Raw genomic sequence first — 21,202 nt, forward strand, 5'->3', positions numbered from 1 at the left:
ACCGTTTTAGGAATTCTTTTAAATTGTTTTGCTTTGATTAAGAAATTTGCTTGTTTTTTGGTTATTACAGCTGTCCAATCTGTTTGGTGTCAAACGGAGGAACGTTCAGTCATAAACGGAAAAATTACCTCAAATACTTCAGATTTAGATGGAGTTTATGTGATTAATGCTCAGACAGAAGCGACTACAACTACAGATGCATCTGGTGCTTTTTCTATAATGGCAAAGCCAGAAGATGTTTTGGTGTTTTCTTCGGTTGGTTTTAAGGAAAAACGAATTACACTTGTTTCAGAGAATTTCTCAGATCTTAATTTTAGTGTAAAGTTAAGTATGGTTATGCATCAGTTGGAAGAAGTTATTGTGAAAAGATATGACAATATTAATGCGGTTTCGTTAGGGATCGTTCCTGCGGGGCAAAAACATTATACCGAGGCAGAACGAAAATTGCATACTGCAACCGCTTTAAATCCGACAGCAAATGCGGGTGGTATGGTTGGCGGTTCTATTTCGGCAGATCCGTTATTGAATTTTTTCTCAGGAAGAACAGCAATGCTTAAAAAAGAAGTTGAGGTAGAAAAGAAAGAGTTTTTTATGAAGCTTTTAGAAAAAATGTTTACTTGGGAGCATTTTGTAGAACGTTTAAAAATTCCTGCTGAATATGTTAAAGGTTTTGAATATTACGCAGTTGAGAATGATAAGTTTACCAAGATTTTAAATACAAAGAATAAAACATCAACAGAATTTTTGCTGGGAGAACTGGCAGTTAAATACAAAGAATTAATTGCAGGTGAAATTAAGTAATAGAATCATAATTGTGCTTTTAGTGCTTTTTGTTCAGATAAGTTTTGGGCAAAAGACAGTGGCAAAAGAATTGTTGGGCAGGGTTTTAGAGCAGTCGTCGGTTGTTGAGGGTGTTAATATTATTAATAATACTACGCAAGTGGCTACGATTTCTGATGCTGACGGAAATTTTTCAATTGCAGTTCGTGAAGGTGATGTTTTGGTTTTTTCTTCTGTTAATCTTGAGCCTTTAAAACATCGAATTACTGCCGAAGATTTGACTTTGAGTCTCATTGTTTTTAAAATGACTGCAAAAGAAGTGGAATTGAAAGAAGTTATTGTGAATGAAAATGCGCATATAACGGCAGAAAACTTAGGAATTATACCGCACGGACAAAAAAAATATACTCCAGCAGAGCGAAAAGTTTACACTGCAACTTCAACATCAGTTGACAAGATTCTGAATTCAATTTCGGGACGTACTGCGATGTTGAAAAAAGAAGTAAATGTGGAGAAAAAAGAAGCGCTTTTTAGAAAACTTGAATACCTTTTTGAAGAGAATTATTATACTGATCGTTTAAAAATACCTGTGGATTATATAAAAGGATTTCAGTTATTTTGTGTAGATGATGCTGAATTTGCCGTATCTTTGAATACAAAGAACAAAACAATGAGTATGTTTTTGATCACAGATTTAGCAAGGAAATATCTAACAATTCTCGAAAATGAAAAATAATTTAGTAGTACTCGTTGTATGCTTATTTTGTCAAATTGTAATAGGGCAAAACGGTTCGCGAAAACCTCTGCACGGTCAGGTAAAAAATGATTTTCTAGCGATAGAAAGCGGTTATGTAATGAATATTAATGCAAATGTGAGAACTTTTATAGGTTCTGGCGGTTTATTTGATATTATGGCTCGGCCAAAAGATACATTGTTGTTTTCGGGCTTGGCATTTCAATCTAAAAAGATTGTTTTGACTGAAAAGAATTGTGCAGAAGTATTGTTTGTTGCAAAATTAGATTTGGTAAACAATCAGCTGAAAGAAGTAGTTGTTCATAAAGAATTAAAAGTGAAGTCTCTTCAAGGAGGATCACAAGGAATAGTAGATATGCAGTTTGAAGATGATAAACTATCTTCTCCTGAAAATAAAGCAATGCTGTCTGATCAGACTATTAAATACGGAACCGATTTTGTGCGAATTTTTAAAGATGTTAAAAAGCTTTTAAGTAAAAAAGAAGAGGTTAAAGAAGAAGAAATTACAGATATTGCTTTTGTAGAATATGCTAAAGATAATTTTACCAAAGATTTTTACAACAAAACATTAGGACTTAAAGACGATGAAATAGAGTTGTTTTTAATGTACTGCTCAAATGATGCATCATCTCGACAATATTTAGAGCCGGAAGAGAAGTTTCAGTTAATGGATTTTATGATTAACAAGAACAAAGAATTTAAGAAAGCGGCTTCTGTTAAAAAATGAAAAATAAATTAGTTTATTGCGTATTGACGGCGGTGTTTTTTTTATCGTCGTCTTTTGCTTTCCACAAATTTTATGTAGGTGTTTTTCAGGTGAATTATGCTGCTGAAAAAAAAATGCTTCAAATTACTTCCCGAATTTTTATTGATGACCTGAATAATGCGATGGAGAAAAAATACCATAAAAAGACTTTTGTGGGAACAAGTAAAGAAACTCCAACAGATGTAGATTTGTTGAAAAAATACCTTTCAGAACATTTTTCAATTAAAGTTAATGGGCAATCCAAAACAATTACTTTTTTGTCTAAAGAAGAAGAAGCTGGAGATGTTTTGGTTTGTTATTCCAGAATAAAAGATGTAGATAAATTTAAAACTTTAGAAATCTCAAATTCAATTTTAGTCGACTGGAATGCTGAACAGCAAAACATTACACATATTTCAGCATTTGACACTAAAAAGAGTGTTCTTTTTACAGAATCATCAAGGAAAGAATTGTTAAAGTATTAATTAATTAGTTAAAATTATTATTTTAATTACTATTTTCACACCCAGATAAAATTACCATTAAATTTTTATGAAAAAACTTTCATTATTGCTGCTTTTTCCTGCTATGCTGGTTGCGCAGGAAAAAAATGCGACCAATCAAACACCTAGACAGCAAGGGAAATACGATACAAACAAATTTAGCCAGATGTACGATCTTTTGGCTACACCAAATATGTTTCGTACTGCTTCTGGTGCTCCAGGTCCAGCTTACTACCAACAACAGGCAGATTATAAAATTGATGTTGAGCTAGATGATAAAAACTCAAAATTAAGTGGTTTTGAAACTATCACCTATACAAACAATTCTCCAGACAGTCTGGAGTATTTATGGGTGCAGTTAGATCAAAATCAGGCTAAGGCCAATACCCAAACTTCATTGGCTGAAAGTGATAAGATTAATCAGGTTTTACCATTAGAAGGTTTTTCAACAAAATATCTTAAAAAAGATTTAGAGCGTGGTTTTAATATCGAGCAGGTAAAAGATGCTAAAGGAAGTCCGTTGTCGTATACAATCAATGAAACGATGATGCGTATCAATTTGACTTCGCCTTTAAAACCAGGAGAAAAAATCTCTTTTTCAGTAAAATGGTGGTATAATATCAACAATTATAGAAAAGAAGGCGGTCGTTCTGGATATGAATTATTCGAAAAAGACGGTAATAAATTATATGTAATTGCACAGTTTTACCCAAGAATGGCGGTTTACAATGATGTAGAAGGCTGGCAGAATATGCAGTTCTGGGGAAGCGGGGAGTTTGCACTTCCTTTCGGAAATTTTGATGTAAATATTACAGTTCCTGCAGATCACGTAATCGATGCTACAGGAGAATTAACAAATAGAAGTGAAGTCTTTACAGCAGAGCAGGTAAAACGTTATGAACAGGCTCAAAAATCATTTGATAAACCCGTCGTGATTGTAACGCAGGCTGAAGCTGAAGCTGCTGAAAAAGGTTTCTCTGACAAGAAAAAAACTTGGAAATTCAGCGCTAAAAACGTTCGTGATTTTGGAATTGCTACTTCAAGAAAATTCATTTACGATGCAATGGCTGTGAAATTGAATAATAAAGTAGTAATGGCAGAATCTGTTTATCCAAAAGAAGCCAATCCGCTTTGGGGAGAAACTTCAACGATGACTGTTGCACATACTTTAAAAAGTTATTCATCACATACATTTGATTACCCTTATCCAAAAGCAGTTTCTGTTTCGGCAGAAGATCAGGGAATGGAATATCCGATGATTTGCTGGAATTATGGACGTCCAGACGAAAAAGGCGTAACGAGCAAAGAAGTTAAAAACGGAATGATTGGGGTTGTTATCCACGAAGTTGGACATAATTTTTTTCCGATGATTGTAAACTCAGATGAGCGTCAATGGACTTGGATGGATGAAGGTTTAAACTCATTTTTAGAATATTTGGCAGAGCAGGAGTTAGATCCGACTTTTCCATCAAGAAGAGGACCAGCTAAAAATATTGTTCCTTATATGAGTGGTGACCAGAAATTTTTGGAGCCAATTATGTCTAATTCAGAAACGATTCACCAATTCGGAAATAATGCTTACGGAAAGCCAGCAACGGGTTTAAACATTATGAGAGAAGTGGTAATGGGAAGAGAGCTGTTTGATCATGCATTTAGAACGTATGCAAACAGATGGAAATTTAAGCATCCAACCCCGGAAGATTTCTTTAGAACAATGGAAGACGCATCTGCAGTAGATTTAGATTGGTTTATTAGAGGTTGGTTTTACTCAACAGATTTTGTAGATATTTCTATCAATAATGTGAAGCAATACTACGTTTCTGAAACACCAACAGCTGATTTGAAAGATGTAAAAGTTAGAAAAGGACGTTTCGGATTAGAAAAAGGACCATTTGTATATTTGGTTTCTGGGGATAGTAATGAAATAAGTGCATCTACTAAAAAACCATTAAAAATAGCTGATGTAAAACCTTTAGCGGATTATGTAGATCAAACTTTTTCTGCAGAAGATAAAGCAAATATCAAATCTCCGAAATATTTCTATGAAGTTGAATTTGGTAAACCAGGCGGGATGATCATGCCAATTTTAGTTGAGATTACTTACGAAGACGGCACCAAAGATAATTATCAATATCCAGCTCAAATCTGGAGAAAGAATAATGATACTGCTAGAAAAGTTTATGCTACAACTAAAGCTATTAAAAGTATTCAGGTTGATCCAAAATTGTTAACAGCAGATATCGATGTGACAAACAATTCTTGGCCGAAAGTAGAGACAAAGTCGAAATTTGACTAAATAAAATAAATTGAAAAGAAAAGTTCATCAGGTTTACAAAAGCTTGATGAACTTTTTTCTTTTGTATAAAATGCATTTTAAAGGACTTTTTAAGTTAATTTTAAAACTCTACGCTGCAAAATTTAATATCTTTGCGACACACAAAATCTAAAATTATGTTTGGTATAGGAGGAGGAGAATTAGTTTTTATACTATTTATAGTGCTAATGCTTTTTGGTTCAGACAAAGTGCCGGAAATTGCACGTACAATGGGTAAAGCAATGGCTCAGTTAAAAAATGCAACTAATGATATTAAAAGTGAAATTCAGAAAGGTGCTGAGGCTAACGGTCTTGATGCCAAATCATTGAATGACATTACAGGAAATATCAACGCAGAAATTAACAATGCAAAAACAAATTTGTTAGGCGATAATTCAAATTTATTAGGGGAGACGGGTAAGGAGATTGAGAAAATAAAAGAAGATATCGATTTGATTCCCGGACCTATTAAACGCCAAAGATAATGCTGGAAAAAATAAAAGAATTTGACATCAATCTTTTGGTGTATCTTAACGGATTAGGTTCTGAAACATACGATAAGTTTTGGCTTATTATTACCCAGCAGCTTTATTGGACGCCTTTTTTCTTGCTTCTTTTTTATCTTATTCATAAAAAAATAGGAACAAAACAAACGCTGTATATATTACTTTTTATAGCGATTTTGATTGCTTTTACAGATCAGACTTGTAATTTGTTTAAACATACTTTCCAGCGTCTGCGTCCTTGTAATAATCCGGATCTTAAATCAATTATACGTATTGTTCAAGTTAGAACTTCTTACAGTTTCTTTTCTGGACACGCTGCCAACACAATGGCAGTCGCTACTTTCTTATTCTGGATTTTAAGACGTTATTTTAAATATTTCGGATTCATATTCTTTTGGCCTCTAATTTTTGCTTACAGCCGTATTTATTTAGGCTTGCATTATCCAGGCGATATTCTAGCTGGATATTTCTTCGGTGCACTTTTCGGTTCACTGCTTTATTTAGTTTATCGAAAATTAAAGCCTCAGTATTTTCCAGACAAAGTATAACTTTTTTAAGTTACTAAGTTTCTGAGAAACTAAGAATTAAGTTTACTTAAAAACATATAAAAAAGGCTCTAGCTAAAAACACTAATGTTTTGCTAGAGTCTTTTTATTTTGACTTACTTTAATCGCTGAAGCTTATAAAAAAAGCTTTCTACTACGACATAGAGAATTCCATTTTTTCGCTCCATTCAATTCCCATCGGAAGTTCTTGTCTGCTAAATTCAATATGAATGACTCTTCTTCTTTCGTTGTTTGTAGTTTTATTTGATGCATGAAATAACAAAGGTTTCATAATCATGATACCGCCTTTGTCAACTTCGCAGATGGTTTCTTTGTTATTTTTAAAATCAAGATTTTCGATTCTCAAAATTCCTTTTGAATGGGAGTTATTGATCACTTTTAAAGCTCCGTTGTCTTTTGTCGTTTTATCAATATGAATTCTGATAGTAAAATTGTCTTCTAAGATTTCTGCAGATGGTTGAACAGCAAATTGATTTTGTTTTACAGTCCAATTTTGAAAGTTGTTAACTTCAATCTTTTTGTCAACAGAAATCGTTAAATCTTGATGATAAGCTACAAACCAATTTGATTTTTCTGGTTTATCAAAATAGATAGCCTTCTTTATAAAAAAGCCTTCTCCAAAAGTAGATTTTATAATATTCTGTAAATTTTCATTAAAGATAAAATCAAGTGTTTCCGGCACTTCTTTATGAAATTGCCTGATTGCAAATAAATCTTCTGATTTTCTGAAAGTAGTGTTTGCTTGATTATTTGCAGTTTTATTTTCAATTAACGAAACGATATTTTCAATTTCATTTTCTGTAAAAACATTATTTATTATCGAAAAACCTTCTTTGTCTATCTCGTTTAAATAGGGCATTGTAAAATTAGTTTTAAGTATGAAAAAGAAATCTCAGAATTGTAGTCTTTTAGATCTTAGTGTTTCAATTAAAGAACTCTAGAAACCGTTAATCCATCGCGGATTGGCAGTAAAACCGTTTCAACTCTTGGATCTTCTTTTAAAAGTTTGTTGTATTCTAAAAGCACTTTTGTACTCACATCATTTGGATGTACAGGATCAAGTATTTTACCGCTCCATAAAACATTATCAGACAAAATAATACCGCCTTTATTCATTTTAGGAACAATCATTTCCCAGTAGTTCAAATAATTTTCTTTATCCGCATCAATAAAAACCAAATCAAACTTTACGTCAAGATCAGGAATAATGTCGACTGCTTCACCCAAATGCTGAAAAATCTGTTTCCCCCAAGGTGATGCATCAAAATATTTACGCTGAAAATCGACTAATTCTTCTTTAATATCGATTGTATGTAACTGTCCGTTATCCTGCATTCCTTCGCACAAACATAAAGCAGCGTAACCTGTATAAGTTCCTATTTCAAGAATGTTTACGGGACGAATTAATTTAGAAAGCATACTTAAGACGCGACCTTGAAAATGACCGCTGAGCATTCTTGGTAAAAGAATTTTCTGGTAGGTTTCTTTATTTAATTTGGCAAGCAATTCTGGTTCGTTTTCAGAATGTTGTTCGATATAATCTTCTAATTCTTGAGAGATAAAATGCATTTGTAGTTTATTCAAATTTAGATTGCAAAAATACAAAAAAAGATACTGGATTTCGGGCATAAAAAAAGCCATTCAATTGGAATGGCTTTCGTTTATTAGCTTTTAAAATGTTATTTTTTCAAAGCTTCATTTACTTCTTTGGCAGTTTTTACAGTTCCGTCTTTCGCAACTTTCGCAGCATTTTCAACTTTTTGAGCTCCTTTTTTAGTAGCATCTTTTACATCAGTAGCTGTTTTTTTTGCAGCTTCTTCAACATCATTTGCTGCTTTTTTAGTCGCATCTTTTACGTCATTTGCTGCGTTTTCTGTAGCGTCTTTAGCTTTTGCAGTAGCACTTTCGGCTTTGCTTACAGCACTATCTTTTACTTCTTCAATGTCAGTTGTAAGCGAGTCAACTTTGTTTCCAAGAGTTAATTCATCTTCTGCTGGTTTTGGCTCTTTCTTCTCGCAAGATTGAACACCGAAAGCTAATAAAGCAATAATTGCTAAACTTAAAATTTGTTTTTTCATGATTACACTTTTTTTAGGTTGATAAAATCTAAAGGTTAATGGCCGAAAAATAAAAATACAAATTTTAAAATGATTGAGCTCTTTGTAAGATTACTTTTCTTTTGAGAGCAAAACAATTCTTGTGCCAAAATTTTTCATTTTCATAATTGAATGTTCAATTTTTTTGCAAACACGAATTTTAATTTTTATACAAGGTAAAGTCTATAACTATTTCGTCTTTCACTTTTATTAAACCGCCCATTTTTACAGGAGGTTCTAGCCCGATATCTGAAAAATTAAGATTAAAGCTTCCTTGAATTTTGTTGTCTGAAGTTTTTAAAATGAAGTCTTTGTATTTAAGAGTTTTATCTGTTATTGCAAACGTAAGGTTGCATCTATAGTTTTTAGCACAGGGCTTAATTTCAGAAATTGTAACAAAGCTGTTTGGGTATTTTTTGACTTTTACAGTAGATTGTAAATCTTTGGTCATGATTCTGTTTTTGCAGTCAAATGCTGCCATCGGAATCTGAGCAGAGATGCTGTTCTTTTTATTTAAGTTCAAAAAAATACTATCATTTTTTATCAATGAATTGTCACAATTGTAATCCCCAACAGTTGATTTTCCTTTAATTTTAATTTCAATTTTATTGATAACCAAAATTACGTCGTCATTGTTAAAGGGTGGGGTGGTACTTCCTAAGCAGCAGAAAAGTACCAATCCCAAGAATCCAATTATGCCTAAGTTTTTCATGGTAAAAATTAGAAAGTGATCACAGCTTCAAACATTAGACCTTTGAATTCCCCTTTATATAAATCGTTCGGATTACCCGCAGTAAACTGACTGTAATTTTTGTATTGCTGGTCAATGTAACCAAGTTTTGCTAAGATGTTTTTCGTCATAAACCAACCTGCACTCGTTTCAAATCGATTTATGTTTACAGCTTCTGCATCTGAATTTCTTAGTTTTCCGTTTACAACATTGTATTTAGCGCCTACAAATAAGTTTTCGTTATTTCCGAAACGGTAAACCAAATCTCCCACATATTGATTTACTGTACGAGTATCTTCGACACCTTTTGCATCTCCTCCAGAAGTAAACTCTAAAGTTCCAAAGAATTCTAATCCTTTATATTTGATAAATGGATTGACCATATAAGAAGTTGCCCAATTTCCATAATTTGGATTAAAGTTTCCCGTGTCTTTATTCGCAGTAGGATCAAAATTGTTTGCCACTGTATTTCCGTCAATTCCTGTGTAAGCAGAGTGGCTCATTACACCATAAAAACGGCTTCCGGCTCTATCAGAGGCATATAAATTACCGCTAGAATTTGCTGTGTGATACAAAGATCCGGTAATTCTAATTCTTAAATCTTCATCGATTTGTTTGTCAAAACCTAACTTAGCCAATATTGTCGGGCTGATGGTAGTGTTTTGAGTAGGCGTTGTTTGTACAATTTCTTGAACATTTTGGTTTAGTTTAGAGTTTGTCACCCCGATCATACTTACAAAACCGCTTCTGTTGTAGTAAAGCTCAGCACCCATTTCTGTAATAAATGCGTCCATAATATTGTTACCAATAAAAGGATTGTTTAGAGCATTTCCGTTATCAGATCTTCTAAAGTGAGCATCACCATAGTTGTTTTCCATTTGTCCGATTTTAATCGTAGCATATTTCATGAAACCTGCTAAGAAATCTTTTTTAATGAAATCCAATTTGTCGATTTGCAAGTAACCGCCTTTTACCCAAGTTTCGTTATGGTGACGAGAAGCCAAATAAACATCTAAGTTTACACGAACACCGTCAAAGAGTTGAGCGCCGATAGTGAAGTTGGCAGTTGGCAGGTTAAAATTGTTTTCTAGATTGTTTAAGCGATATCCTGAAATTGGTGCAGGTAAATTTTCCTGTCCGTTAAAAGAATCCACACCTTGAAATTGCAGCGCAAATGCAGCTCCCACATCAACGCTGAGTCCTTTGTATTCTGCATTATCTTTTACAACATCAAATTTGTTGATTCCGTTTTTATCCCTTGGAATTTGATTTTGGATATGTCCAAAACCGTTTTGTGCATTGACAGCAAACGTAGTAATCAAAGTTACAAATAGAACATAAATCTTCTTCATGGCTGTTATAAATTAAAGGTTAAATTAAATTTTATGGTAAGGTCCTGGCCTGTTTTGATAGTTCCCAGCATTGCAGTTGGAGACTTCATACCAAATTCTGTAAAAGTGATTTTGTTAGATCCCTGTAGGTTCAATCCGTCTTTTGTAACAGTTGTTTTTACAGTCGTCTTGTATACTTTACTAACTCCGGCAATGGTGTAAGTTCCTGTCAATTCCCAAGTATTGTCGTTTACTTTTTCGGCAGATTTCAAAACGTATTTAATGTTTTTATTTTTATCTGTTTTTAAAGTCTCGTAAGCCACTTTATCCATGCTTTTTTTCTCACTTTTTACGCTTTCTGCCAAAAGAGTTACAGATAATGATTCTATCTCTGTGAGTTTAGCGTTAGCAATTGTAAAGCTGGCTGTTCCGGTTCCAGATGCCGATTTCATTTCCCAATCGTGCAGTGTAGAAGTTCCGGCAACAGAAAAAGTTGATTTACCATCTAAAGCATAAGATTTCTGTGCATTCATAAATGATGTCATTCCTAAAAATGTAATTACAAGTGCGAATAATTTTGCTATATTAATTTTCATATCGTCATGTTTTAATAAATTGATAATTTGGTTTTCTATTTTTAGTACTAAGAATATTGTTATGATTTCTCAAGCGTCTAATTGTAAGTCGCCAGAAGAAAATCCTGTTTTTTATAATTGATTATTAATTGATAACCAGTACATTTTCATTTTTTGCGTAATCAATCAAATAGAGATTAAAAAAGACAGTTAAATCTTTACCAGCTTTAACAACTCCAAGAGCTGCTTTTGGAGGAGCCATTTCAAAATCAGCAAAAGTGATTTGATTAGAGCCCTGAATTTTAAAAGCGCCATTGTTTACAGTTATATTAACCTGCGTTTTGTATTCTCTGCTTACGCCGGCAATGGTATATGTTCCAACTAATTCCCAAATATTTTCGTTTACTTTTTGAGCAGATTTTAAAACGTATTCAATGTATTTATTGGTTTTTGTGTCCAAAGCCTCATAAGCTACATCATCCATACTGGTTTTACTGCTTTTTAAGCTTTCTGCTAAGAGAATAACTTTTAAGCTGTTGATTCCAGATAGTTTAGAATCTTTAATTATTAATATAGCATTACCAGTTCCTTCAGTAGATCTCATTGTCCAATCATGAACTGTAGAAGTTCCAGCAACCTCAAAAGTTGATTTAGAATCTACTGTATATTTTTTTTGAGCATTTACTTGAAATGTTAATGTGCTAATAAGTACTGTCAGAAAAATTGCTTTAATCGTTTCCATTTTTGGTGCGGTATTTAGTTATTCATTTAAGACCTTTTTGTTGTTCTCCTATTTGAAGAATCAACTTGTATCTTTTTGTTGTATCAAATGTATTATGTATGCATACCATTACACATGATAAAAATCATTGTTAAAATTTTATTAAAGACCTATAATGAAAGGAGAGGTATATTTTTATGAATGAGATGTTTATAATTATGAAACTTATTTTTGGAATAAGGTTTTGAAAATCAATGTTTTGAATAATCAGGTTTTTCTGTTTTAAGAATGATTATTTTATGAAAAATTAAAAAGTATATGAGAAGATTTTAGACGTACCCTAAAAGTCAGTGTTAATGCGCTGTAAGCGGTAATAAAACGATTGAAATTTTCATCAAAATATTTTTCAATTTTTCTGAATTTCAGTAAGAATGAATTTAAAAAACAGAAAAAAATAACAAAAGTGCTTAACTTTGCAGCATGCAAATGGAGAAAAAAGACATACGAGCGTTATCAAAAGAGCAGCTTCGCGATTTTTTTGTTGAAAATGGAGATAAAGCTTTCCGCGGAAATCAGGTTTACGAATGGTTATGGAGCAAAGGTGCTCACAGTTTTGAAGATATGACAAATGTGGCCAAAACCACGAGATCTATGCTTGAAAACAGTTTTGTAATCAATCATATTAAAGTAGATACCATGCAGAAAAGTGCTGACGGAACTGTAAAAAATGCTGTTCGTCTGCATGATGGCCTTGTGGTAGAGTCTGTTTTAATTCCGACCGAAACTAGAACAACGGCTTGCGTATCTAGCCAAGTTGGCTGCAGTTTAGATTGTAATTTCTGCGCAACAGCAAGATTAAAAAGAATGCGTAATCTGGAGCCTGGCGAAATCTACGATCAGGTTTTGGCGATTGATAAAGAAAGCCGTTTGTATTACAATCATCCGCTTTCGAATATTGTTTTTATGGGAATGGGAGAGCCTTTAATGAATTATAACAATCTCATTAAAGCTATCGACATGATTACGTCGGAAGAAGGTTTAGGAATGTCGCCAAAACGAATTATGGTCTCAACTTCGGGAATTCCGAAAATGATCAAAAAAATGGCAGATGATGATGTGAAGTTTAAGCTGGCGGTTTCATTACATTCTGCAATAGACGAAACCCGTGCGCGCATTATGCCTTTTAGTAAAAACTTCCCGCTAAAAGATTTAAGAGAAGCCTTAGAATATTGGTATAGAAAAACCAAAAGCAAGATTTCATACGAATATGTAGTTTGGAAAGGAATCAACGATGATAAAGCCTCGGTTGATGCTTTGGTGAAATTCTGTAAATATGTGCCGTGCAAAGTCAATTTAATTGAATATAATCCGATTGACGACGGGGAATTTCAGCAAGCCTCAGAAGAATCGATTATGGCGTATATAAAAGCCTTGGAGAATATTGGTGTAGTAGTAAAAGTTCGACGCAGTCGAGGAAAAGACATCGACGCCGCTTGCGGACAATTAGCCAACAAAGAAGCGTAAAATAATCCGCTAGGATTATCTCATAGGCAGAAAAAAATAGAGATAATTGAATTATTTCCCATCGGGACATTTTGATTGATGTAAACAAAAAAGCATTAAAAACGAGAGAAATCTTGTCTTTAATGCTTTTTTTTGGGCAAAAAGGATATTATTTTTTCAAATCTATTTCTTCTGTAACCCCATCTTTTGTTACCGTTGCAAGCGTATCACACTCTCCAGTTCCATAATCAATAACTGCCGAAGCACCGTTTTTAGTTACAGAAACAATACCTTTAACAGCAAAAGATTTTCTGCAAGAAGCTTTAAACTCTAGAGGAGTTGTAATTTCTGCCGAAAAAGTATCTCCGTTAGGGAAAGTTGTTGTACCGCTTCCTGTTACAACAAAAGCATTATCATCCCAGTCAAACCAAGTATCGTATCCAGAAGTCATTTCTTTAACCAAAGAACCTTTTCTTGCATACACTTTTCCGTCATCAAAAGTAATCGTTAAATCTATAGAAGCAGTAGAAACCGGATGCGGTGTCACTAAAATATTAGTCTCTTTAACAGTTCTCACAATACTTTTACTTCCCTGCAATTTTCTTCCATTATGATAAAATCCTTCAAAAGTATAACTGATAGTCTGTGTAGAAGTGTTGAAATTATTAGAAAAAGAAACTACCATTTTTCCTTTTACTGTATTTCCATTGTTTAAAGTACAGCCTTCAACACCAAAATCTACTGTTTTAGTCCAGGTATTATTGGTTAAAACTGTTGTTATTGTAGCGCAGCTCGGAAGGAAATTTTTTATAGGTCCGCCGGCCTTTGCGTTAATATTTAATTGTGTACTAAATTGATCTTCGGCAATATTAGTAACATCTTCTACAGAGGCGTCGATTTTAGAATTTGTGATAATTTCTTCATTTGTAATCTTTGCACTAGAGCCGTCATTTGTTTTTTCATCAGAATTACAGCTGATGAAAAAAGACAATGTAATAATACATGTTCCAATTAATAAAAATTTTGTTTTCATAAATAAATAATTTTGGGTTCTTAATTAATGAATTCAAATCAGTATTAGTTAGAGCTATTTTTGGTGGTTATTTTTAGGGTAGTCTATAAATTATTGAAATCCTAACCTAAAATACACAACGTATTTTTATTTAAAATAGTATATTTGGAGTCTAAATGAATATTACCTCTCAAATAAAACAACCTATTTTTAACGAAATGGAACTTTTCGAAAAAAAGTTCCATGAATCGATGACTTCAAAGGTTGCGTTACTAAACCGTATTACTTATTATATCGTAAACCGTAAAGGAAAACAAATGCGTCCGATGTTTGTTTTTCTGACTGCAAAAATGGTTTCTGGTGGTATTGTAAACGAAAGAACATATCGTGGTGCTTCAGTAATTGAGCTTATTCATACCGCAACATTAGTACACGATGATGTGGTTGACGACAGTAATCGCCGCCGCGGATTTTTCTCGATCAATGCACTTTGGAAGAATAAAATTGCCGTTTTAGTTGGAGATTATTTATTGTCAAAAGGTTTATTGCTGTCGATCGATAATGGTGATTTCGATTTATTGAGAATCATTTCAGTTGCCGTTCGCGAAATGAGCGAAGGAGAATTACTTCAAATCGAAAAAGCCCGCAGATTAGACATTACCGAAGACGTTTATTACGAAATCATCAGAAAGAAAACAGCAACTCTTATTGCAGCATGTTGTGCGCTTGGCGCGAAAGCCGTAATCGAAGACGACATTCAGGTAGAAAATATGCGAAAGTTTGGAGAGTTGATCGGAATGGCTTTTCAAATCAAAGACGATTTATTCGACTATAGCGAAGAAGCAATCGGAAAACCAACAGGAATCGATATTAAAGAGCAAAAAATGACATTGCCTTTAATTCATGTTCTAAATACTTGTACGCCGCAAGAAAAAAAGTGGTTGATAAACTCCATCAAAAACCACAACAAAGACAAAAAACGTGTAAAAGAAGTTATTGCTTTTGTAAAAAATAATAATGGTTTGGCTTACGCCGAAAATAAAATGGTGCAATTCCAGCAGGAAGCACTTGCATTACTTCAAAACTTCGATGATTCAGAATACAAAGACGCCTTGACTTTGATGGTGAATTATGTTATTGAGAGAAAAAAATAATTTTATTTTATTTTTTTACAATTAAAGAATAGAAATCTAAATCTGTTCTAATAAAAATGCTATTACTGTAATTCCATTTTTTATTGTAGTTTGTGTAAATTTTGAATTCGTCTGAATTTGGTCTTTTTGAAATTGAATCACCAATTTTTAGTTTCTCTTCATTGTTACAATACACATTAAAATATTTCTTAGTAGCAGTGCTTATTTCAGTACCTCCTCTGCCTTGCCTTATATTAATGATAATACCTTCTCTTTTTTCTGCGTAAAGGTTTTTAAAATTATAAAACCAAAATAAATCTTTTGAAAACCAAACCAGAATCATAGCTATTATGATTCTGATTATTTTTATTTTCGGAAATGTAGTCTGAGATAATATCACGTTGTTAGATTTCTAATCAAATATAATTAGTATAAGTTTGTTTTGCAAAATTAGAAAACAAGCCAGTATTGGAATTTGGAATTTTTTTTTGAAATTTTTCCAACCTCATGCAACCATTTCAAATCGACAATCGTCTATGCTAATAGAAGTCTGTTTCTAAAACCAAAACCAAAGCAAAACCGAAGCTTATTAATGAAAATTATTCAATTACATCAAGAAGAAGCTAAAATCATAAAGCTCGCTGTCGAAAACAATCGTCAGGCGCAGCAACAGATTTATAGCAGGTTTTCTTCAAAAATGTTAAGTGTATGTCGTCAATATATAAAGGACATTCAATTGGCAGAAGATGTAATGATAACCGCTTTTATGAAAGTGTTTACGAATCTAAAAAACTTTGAACACAAAGGAAGTTTTGAAGGCTGGATTCGCAGAATTATGGTTAATGAATGTATTTCGTATTTAAGAGTTCAGAAAAAAGTAAAATTTGCCGAAGATGAGTTTTTTACAGAAGAAAGCTTTAACGAAATCGACAGTCAGTTTACAGTAGAACAGATTCAGTTTTTAATTGATGCTTTGCCGGACGGCTATAAAATGGTTTTCAATTTATATGCGATAGAAGGTTACAAACATAATGAAATTGCCAAGATGTTAGGAATAAATGAAGGAACATCAAAATCGCAGTTATCGCACGCTAGAAAAATGCTGCAAACACAAATTACTATTTTAAAAAAACAAGATAATGGAACCGAATAATTTTGAAAAGGATTTCCGTGAAAAACTAAACAACCGTCAGATTGAACCAAGCAATAAAGGCTGGGACAGACTCGATGCGATGTTGAGCGTTGCCGAAGAACAAAAAACTAAAAAGAAAAATAGAAAATGGTTGTATATCGCGGCCAGCTTTGTCGGTTTTTTGTTAGTTGGAACTTTCTTTTTCAATCAAAACAAAAACACAATTGAAGCTCCAAAAACGGTTATTGTAGAAAAAGAAATGCAGCAAGAATCGGTTAATGAATCAGTTGTAAATGATAGTGATTCTATGAAAACTCAAATTGTGAGTTCTGAAAAAAACGTTGAGAAAAATATAATTAAACAAGAAAGAATCAATAATCAAACTTTAAATAAAAATCGTAAAAATGAATTAAATCAAATAGCGGAGTCTTCAATCATCATCAAAAACAATCAATCAAATCAAGTAGCAAACAATTCACCAGCAATAGCAGAAACGTCTAAAAAAGAAAATGTCGATCAATTGCTGCAAACAGCCGAAAATAAAGTTTTAGCTGAAAGTCCAACAAAAAAAGCAAAAGTTAGAGTCAATGCATCAGATTTATTAAATCAAGTCGATGGTGAACTTGAGCTTTCTTTTAGAGAAAAAATGATCACAAAAGTCAATAAGAACTTTCAAGAAGTTAAGGTCGCTGTAACGAACAGGAATAAACAGGAATAACATTTTTAATTATCATAATCATCAATCAAAATCAATCAAATTTTAAACAATCAATCATGAGAAATTTTACCATTCACCTTATTATTTTCTTCTTTCTATTAGTAAGTAAAGTAATGGGTCAGGAAACCTTTGAGTCTGAGGCAAAACGAATTGCCAATAAGATTGAGAAAATCACTAAAGAAGAAAAAGAAACTTTAAAACAAGAAATTGAAGCTGTAAATGTGCAGTTGTCTGAAGGAAAAATTACGCAGGAACAAGCTGACAAGCGCAAAAAAGAATTAGCAGAAGCTAGAGCGGTTATTATTGAAGAAAAAGTGACTTTGGCTCAAAATGAATTAAATGATCTGGTGCAGAAAAAAGTAGACGGAAAAATAAAAGAAGATTCGTCTCGCGTGTACATGATTCGATGGAAAGATATAAAACATCATAAAGATTCGATTCGCGGCGAAAAAAGAACCACCTCACAGTTTGTCTTTGCAATGGGTTTGAACAATATGCTGGCAGACGGAAAACTTCAGGATGCTAATTATCGTTTTATGGGATCGCATTTTTACGAATGGGGTTTTACCTATAATTCAAGATTAATGAAAAATGACAATTTGCTTCATGCAAAATACGGACTTTCGTTAATGTATAATAATATTCGTCCGACAAATAACAGAAGTTTTGTAGTAGACGGAGATCAGACCAATTTGGTAGAAAATACGATCAATTTAAACGAATCTCGTTTTAGAAATGTGTATTTGGTGGCGCCAGTGCATTTAGAATTTGATTTTACAAGACCAATTGAAAAAAATGGAAAAACGTATTTTAAAACCCATAAAAGTTTCCGTTTCGGAATTGGAGGTTATGCGGGAATCAACGTTAAATCAAAACAGATTTTAAAGTTTGAAGAAGAAGATTTAAAATATAAAACTACTATAAAAGGGGATTATAATGTAAATAACTTTATTTACGGATTGAGCTCTTATATCGGATACAGAGATTTGAGTTTGTACTTCAAATACGATTTAAACCCATTATTTCAGAATAATTTAGTCAAAGAGAACAATATATCGTTAGGACTTCGATTAGATTTGAATTAAGTACTGGTCGTTTAGTTAGTGAAAAAAGCATTTCGAAAGAGATGCTTTTTTGTTTTAAAAAATCATTAAAATTCCAATAGGATTTGCGTATTTTTGCAAGCTCTCAACGCTAAAAAATATTTTACATTTTGATTTCACAAAGTACCATAGATTCTGTTTTCGAAACTGCTCGAGTAGAGGAGGTTATCGGTGATTTTGTGAATTTAAAACGTGCAGGAAGTAATTTTAAGGGGTTAAGTCCGTTCTCAGACGAGCGTTCACCATCGTTCATGGTTTCGCCCGCAAAAGGAATTTGGAAGGATTTTAGTACCGGAAAAGGAGGAAATTCGATTAAGTTCTTGATGGAGCATTCCCAGTTTACTTATCCCGAAGCTATTCGTTATCTGGCAAAAAAATACAATATCGAAATCGAAGAAACCGAACAAACTGATGCTGAAAAAGCAATGACAGATGTTCGAGAAAGTATGTATTTGGTTTCGGAATTTGCAGCAAAGTATTTTGAAAATATTCTTTTAAATTCTGAAGAAGGAAAAGCAATTGGACTCTCTTATTTTAAAGAAAGAGGATTTACTACAGAAACGATTAAAAAATTTAATTTAGGATATTCTCCCGAAACGTGGGATGCTTTAACTAAAGAAGCTTTAGGAAAAGGTTATAAATTAGAGTTTTTAGAAAGTACTGGTTTAACAATTGCCAGAGAAGACCGTCCGTTCGACCGCTTTAAAGGACGTGTAATGTTCCCAATTCAAAGTATGTCGGGACGAGTTTTAGGATTTGGAGGACGTATTTTAACGAATGATAAAAAAGCGGCAAAATACCTGAATTCGCCTGAAAGTGAAATTTACCATAAAAGTAAAGTGCTTTACGGAATTTATCACGCCAAACAATCTATAGCGAAACAAAATAACTGTTATTTGGTTGAAGGTTATACAGATGTAATTCAGTTTCACCAAGCCGGAATCGAAAACGTTGTGGCATCTTCAGGAACTGCATTAACACCCGATCAGATTCGTCTAATAAATCGTTTGACTCGAAATATTACCGTACTTTTTGATGGTGATGCAGCGGGTTTAAGAGCAGCAATTCGAGGAATCGATTTGATTTTGGAAGAAGGAATGAACGTTCGTGTTTGTTCTTTTCCGCAAGGAGAAGACCCAGATAGTTTTGCTCGTAAAAATTCTCACGACGATTTAGTTGCTTATTTAGAAGAAAACAGCAAAGATTTTATACAATTTAAAGCTTCAATCTTAATGGATGAAGCGAAAAATGACCCTATAAAAAAAGCTGATTTGATTCGGGATATGGTAACGAGTATTTCTAAAATTCCAGACCGTATTCAGCGTGAAGTTTACATTCAGGAATGTGCTCGAATTATGGATATTTCAGAGCAGGTTTTGGTAAGTACGCTCGCGCAGCTGATTCAAAAAGATATTGCTGATGCTAATAAAAAACAAAAGCAGGAGCAAAAGCCTTTTGAGGTTGTTCGAAATAATCAGCCTCCACAGAATGCAGGTTTTTCTGGAGGAGATCCAGAAGATCCAAGAACAGGACCGCCAGATGGTTATTATCCAGAAGAACCAGGATTTTATCCGCCGGCGCAAGCAGAAAAAGTAGATATTTTAGATGGTTTTGAAAGAAAAATCATTGAAATATTGCTTCTGTACGGAAGTGTAGAAGAAAATTTTGAAGATGTTTTCTTAAAGGCAGATGATGAAGGAAATGTAAAAGAAGTTTCTGAGAAGAGACAATATAAAGTGTACGAAAAAATATATCTGAGTCTTCAAGAAGATGAGGTAGAATTATCAAACCCCTTGTTTCAAAATATTTTTACCAATATAATTAACTTTTATAATCAGAATGAAACTTTCAGTCTTGATAAATATTTGATGCATTTAGAACCTGAATTTGCGCAGGAAGTAACTAATATTTTGATGGAAGACGAAAGACTTACTATTCATAATTGGGAAGGTCAGAATATTTTTCCGAAACATAAAAATGAAACCATTGAGCAGAATGTGTCGGATACCGTATTTTCTATGAGGTGGTTTTTGGTTTCTAAAATTATATCAGAACTCAAAAATTCATTGATTACTGATCCTCAGGAGGATAATTCTGAGGTGATGATGATGGTTATAGATTATTCTAAACTACTAAATAATTTTTCTAGGAAATTAGGACGCGTAGTAGTTCCTTATCATTAAAAAAATAGCATAAAAAAAAACGCTGTCTATTTTTGATTTCTCAAATTAGACAGCATTTTTATAATCTTCCGATTATTTTAAAAAAGATAATCGATGTGTAATTAAATAATTTCTAAAGTCTTAGCTTTATTTACTAAGTCAACTAAGTTAGTAACGTTTAATTTAGTTAATAATCTCAGTTTGTAAGTACTGATCGTTTTCTCGTTCAGGTTTAAGATTTTAGAGATTTCATTATTTTTCTTACCATCACTTAAATAACGTAAAACCTCGATTTCACGGTTAGAAAGTTTTCTGTACAAACGTTCACTTTTGCTTTGTTTAGCAATAAGTGCCATGTTTTTGCGTACTGTTTCGTTGATGATAATTTTTCCTTCGTGTACTTTAATAATAGAATGACCTAATGTTTCAAGTTTTTCTGTTTTGTGTACATACCCGGAAACTCCTGCTTTAATTGCATTTGGAGCATACATTTGCTCAGCAAGATCACTAAAAATAACAATTTTTGTTTTTGGGAAATTTTTCAAGATTGACTTGATTTCAAAGATACTAGAAAGGCCTTCTAATTCTAGATCTAGAATTAAAATGTCGATTTCCTTCGTCTGAAGAATATCTCTAACCATTGAAAAATTGCCTACGTTGGCAACAATTGAAATTTGATCGTGGTCTTTAAAATAAGACTTTACACCAAAGTGCGTAACAGGATGATTGTCTGCTAGACATACTTTAATCATAATTTTTACCTTTTTTAGAATTGTTCATGTTTTTGGAACTGTAAAATTAATAAATAAATTCTGTAA

Annotated in this window: 23 protein-coding genes; 13 read left to right on the plus strand and 10 right to left on the minus strand. The window is 32.9% G+C overall.

What is annotated here, in order from left to right; genetic code table 11:
- Nucleotides 1–33: 33 nt before the first annotated feature.
- The 7 genes from ACFSC2_RS14680 to ACFSC2_RS14710 all read left to right on the plus strand — a co-directional run bounded on the left by ACFSC2_RS14680 (nt 34) and on the right by ACFSC2_RS14710 (nt 6,150).
- Nucleotides 34–801: a carboxypeptidase-like regulatory domain-containing protein gene (locus ACFSC2_RS14680; protein ID WP_379814665.1), complete on the plus strand. Its 768-nt coding sequence runs from the start codon at nt 34–36 to the stop codon at nt 799–801.
- Nucleotides 788–1,516 (plus strand): carboxypeptidase-like regulatory domain-containing protein, encoded by a 729-nt coding sequence (locus tag ACFSC2_RS14685; RefSeq protein WP_379814664.1) that lies wholly within the window; start codon nt 788–790, stop codon nt 1,514–1,516. Before ACFSC2_RS14680 ends, ACFSC2_RS14685 begins: the two co-directional genes overlap by 14 nt.
- Nucleotides 1,506–2,261: a hypothetical protein gene (locus ACFSC2_RS14690; protein WP_379814662.1), complete on the plus strand. Its 756-nt coding sequence runs from the start codon at nt 1,506–1,508 to the stop codon at nt 2,259–2,261. Before ACFSC2_RS14685 ends, ACFSC2_RS14690 begins: the two co-directional genes overlap by 11 nt.
- Nucleotides 2,258–2,764 (plus strand): DUF6702 family protein, encoded by a 507-nt coding sequence (locus tag ACFSC2_RS14695; protein ID WP_379814661.1) that lies wholly within the window; start codon nt 2,258–2,260, stop codon nt 2,762–2,764. The genes ACFSC2_RS14690 and ACFSC2_RS14695 overlap by 4 nt, the downstream gene beginning before the upstream one ends.
- Nucleotides 2,765–2,831: 67 nt before the next feature.
- Nucleotides 2,832–5,078, plus strand: a complete 2,247-nt coding sequence (locus ACFSC2_RS14700; RefSeq protein ID WP_379814660.1) for a M1 family metallopeptidase — start codon at nt 2,832–2,834, stop codon at nt 5,076–5,078.
- A gap of 155 nt (nt 5,079–5,233) precedes the next feature.
- A complete protein-coding gene (locus ACFSC2_RS14705) occupies nt 5,234–5,581 on the plus strand; it encodes a Sec-independent protein translocase subunit TatA/TatB (RefSeq protein WP_379814658.1) in 348 nt (115 codons plus the stop codon).
- The gene (locus ACFSC2_RS14710) at nt 5,581–6,150 is read left to right on the plus strand and encodes a phosphatase PAP2 family protein (RefSeq protein ID WP_379814657.1); all 570 of its coding nucleotides are present in this window, start codon (nt 5,581–5,583) and stop codon (nt 6,148–6,150) included. Before ACFSC2_RS14705 ends, ACFSC2_RS14710 begins: the two co-directional genes overlap by 1 nt.
- Before the next feature lie 151 nt (nt 6,151–6,301).
- Here ACFSC2_RS14710 and ACFSC2_RS14715 read toward each other — a convergent pair whose 3' ends face one another.
- From ACFSC2_RS14715 to ACFSC2_RS14745, 7 genes are all read right to left on the minus strand, one after another.
- Nucleotides 6,302–7,027 carry a phytanoyl-CoA dioxygenase family protein gene (locus tag ACFSC2_RS14715; RefSeq protein WP_379814656.1) on the minus strand — a complete coding sequence of 242 codons (726 nt, stop codon included), beginning with the start codon at nt 7,025–7,027 and terminating at the stop codon, nt 6,302–6,304.
- Nucleotides 7,028–7,095: 68 nt separating this feature from the next.
- Nucleotides 7,096–7,737 (minus strand): O-methyltransferase, encoded by a 642-nt coding sequence (locus ACFSC2_RS14720; RefSeq protein ID WP_379815444.1) that lies wholly within the window; start codon nt 7,735–7,737, stop codon nt 7,096–7,098.
- 110 nt (nt 7,738–7,847) lie between these two features.
- On the minus strand, nt 7,848–8,246 hold the full coding sequence (locus tag ACFSC2_RS14725) for a hypothetical protein (RefSeq protein ID WP_379814655.1): 399 nt from the start codon (nt 8,244–8,246) through the stop codon (nt 7,848–7,850).
- A gap of 178 nt (nt 8,247–8,424) precedes the next feature.
- Nucleotides 8,425–8,976: a YceI family protein gene (locus tag ACFSC2_RS14730; protein ID WP_379814654.1), complete on the minus strand. Its 552-nt coding sequence runs from the start codon at nt 8,974–8,976 to the stop codon at nt 8,425–8,427.
- Between the two features lie 8 nt (nt 8,977–8,984).
- Complete coding sequence (locus ACFSC2_RS14735; RefSeq protein WP_379814653.1) at nt 8,985–10,346, minus strand: hypothetical protein; 1,362 nt, start codon at nt 10,344–10,346, stop codon at nt 8,985–8,987.
- Nucleotides 10,347–10,351: 5 nt separating this feature from the next.
- Nucleotides 10,352–10,921 carry a YceI family protein gene (locus ACFSC2_RS14740; RefSeq protein WP_379814652.1) on the minus strand — a complete coding sequence of 190 codons (570 nt, stop codon included), beginning with the start codon at nt 10,919–10,921 and terminating at the stop codon, nt 10,352–10,354.
- 124 nt (nt 10,922–11,045) lie between these two features.
- Entirely contained in the window at nt 11,046–11,642 is a 597-nt protein-coding gene (locus ACFSC2_RS14745) for a YceI family protein (protein WP_379814651.1), read from the minus strand.
- A 459-nt stretch (nt 11,643–12,101) separates the two neighbouring features.
- On the opposite strand from ACFSC2_RS14745, the gene rlmN reads away from it, so the two are divergent.
- Nucleotides 12,102–13,145: a dual-specificity RNA methyltransferase RlmN gene (gene rlmN / locus ACFSC2_RS14750; RefSeq protein WP_379814650.1), complete on the plus strand. Its 1,044-nt coding sequence runs from the start codon at nt 12,102–12,104 to the stop codon at nt 13,143–13,145.
- A gap of 148 nt (nt 13,146–13,293) precedes the next feature.
- On the opposite strand, the gene ACFSC2_RS14755 is transcribed toward rlmN, so the two are convergent.
- Nucleotides 13,294–14,157, minus strand: a complete 864-nt coding sequence (locus ACFSC2_RS14755; RefSeq protein ID WP_379814649.1) for a hypothetical protein — start codon at nt 14,155–14,157, stop codon at nt 13,294–13,296.
- Nucleotides 14,158–14,312: 155 nt separating this feature from the next.
- Here ACFSC2_RS14755 and ACFSC2_RS14760 point away from each other — a divergent pair, with 155 nt between their 5' ends.
- Nucleotides 14,313–15,290 (plus strand): polyprenyl synthetase family protein, encoded by a 978-nt coding sequence (locus ACFSC2_RS14760; protein ID WP_379814648.1) that lies wholly within the window; start codon nt 14,313–14,315, stop codon nt 15,288–15,290.
- Nucleotides 15,291–15,297: 7 nt separating this feature from the next.
- On the opposite strand, the gene ACFSC2_RS14765 is transcribed toward ACFSC2_RS14760, so the two are convergent.
- The gene (locus tag ACFSC2_RS14765; protein ID WP_379814647.1) at nt 15,298–15,669 is read right to left on the minus strand and encodes a hypothetical protein; all 372 of its coding nucleotides are present in this window, start codon (nt 15,667–15,669) and stop codon (nt 15,298–15,300) included.
- A 192-nt stretch (nt 15,670–15,861) separates the two neighbouring features.
- On the opposite strand from ACFSC2_RS14765, the gene ACFSC2_RS14770 reads away from it, so the two are divergent.
- The 4 genes from ACFSC2_RS14770 to dnaG all read left to right on the plus strand — a co-directional run bounded on the left by ACFSC2_RS14770 (nt 15,862) and on the right by dnaG (nt 20,405).
- Nucleotides 15,862–16,422: an RNA polymerase sigma factor gene (locus ACFSC2_RS14770; RefSeq protein WP_379814646.1), complete on the plus strand. Its 561-nt coding sequence runs from the start codon at nt 15,862–15,864 to the stop codon at nt 16,420–16,422.
- Complete coding sequence (locus ACFSC2_RS14775) at nt 16,409–17,119, plus strand: hypothetical protein (protein WP_379814645.1); 711 nt, start codon at nt 16,409–16,411, stop codon at nt 17,117–17,119. The genes ACFSC2_RS14770 and ACFSC2_RS14775 overlap by 14 nt, the downstream gene beginning before the upstream one ends.
- Nucleotides 17,120–17,175: 56 nt before the next feature.
- On the plus strand, nt 17,176–18,204 hold the full coding sequence (locus ACFSC2_RS14780; RefSeq protein ID WP_379814644.1) for a hypothetical protein: 1,029 nt from the start codon (nt 17,176–17,178) through the stop codon (nt 18,202–18,204).
- 128 nt (nt 18,205–18,332) lie between these two features.
- Entirely contained in the window at nt 18,333–20,405 is a 2,073-nt protein-coding gene (dnaG, locus tag ACFSC2_RS14785) for a DNA primase (RefSeq protein ID WP_379814642.1), read from the plus strand.
- 101 nt (nt 20,406–20,506) lie between these two features.
- Here dnaG and ACFSC2_RS14790 read toward each other — a convergent pair whose 3' ends face one another.
- Nucleotides 20,507–21,136, minus strand: coding sequence for a response regulator transcription factor (locus tag ACFSC2_RS14790; RefSeq protein ID WP_008467169.1), 630 nt, complete (start codon nt 21,134–21,136; stop codon nt 20,507–20,509).
- Between the last annotated feature and the right edge of the window lie 66 nt (nt 21,137–21,202).

This window comes from Flavobacterium artemisiae (assembly GCF_042678225.1).
Lineage (GTDB): Bacteria > Bacteroidota > Bacteroidia > Flavobacteriales > Flavobacteriaceae > Flavobacterium > Flavobacterium artemisiae.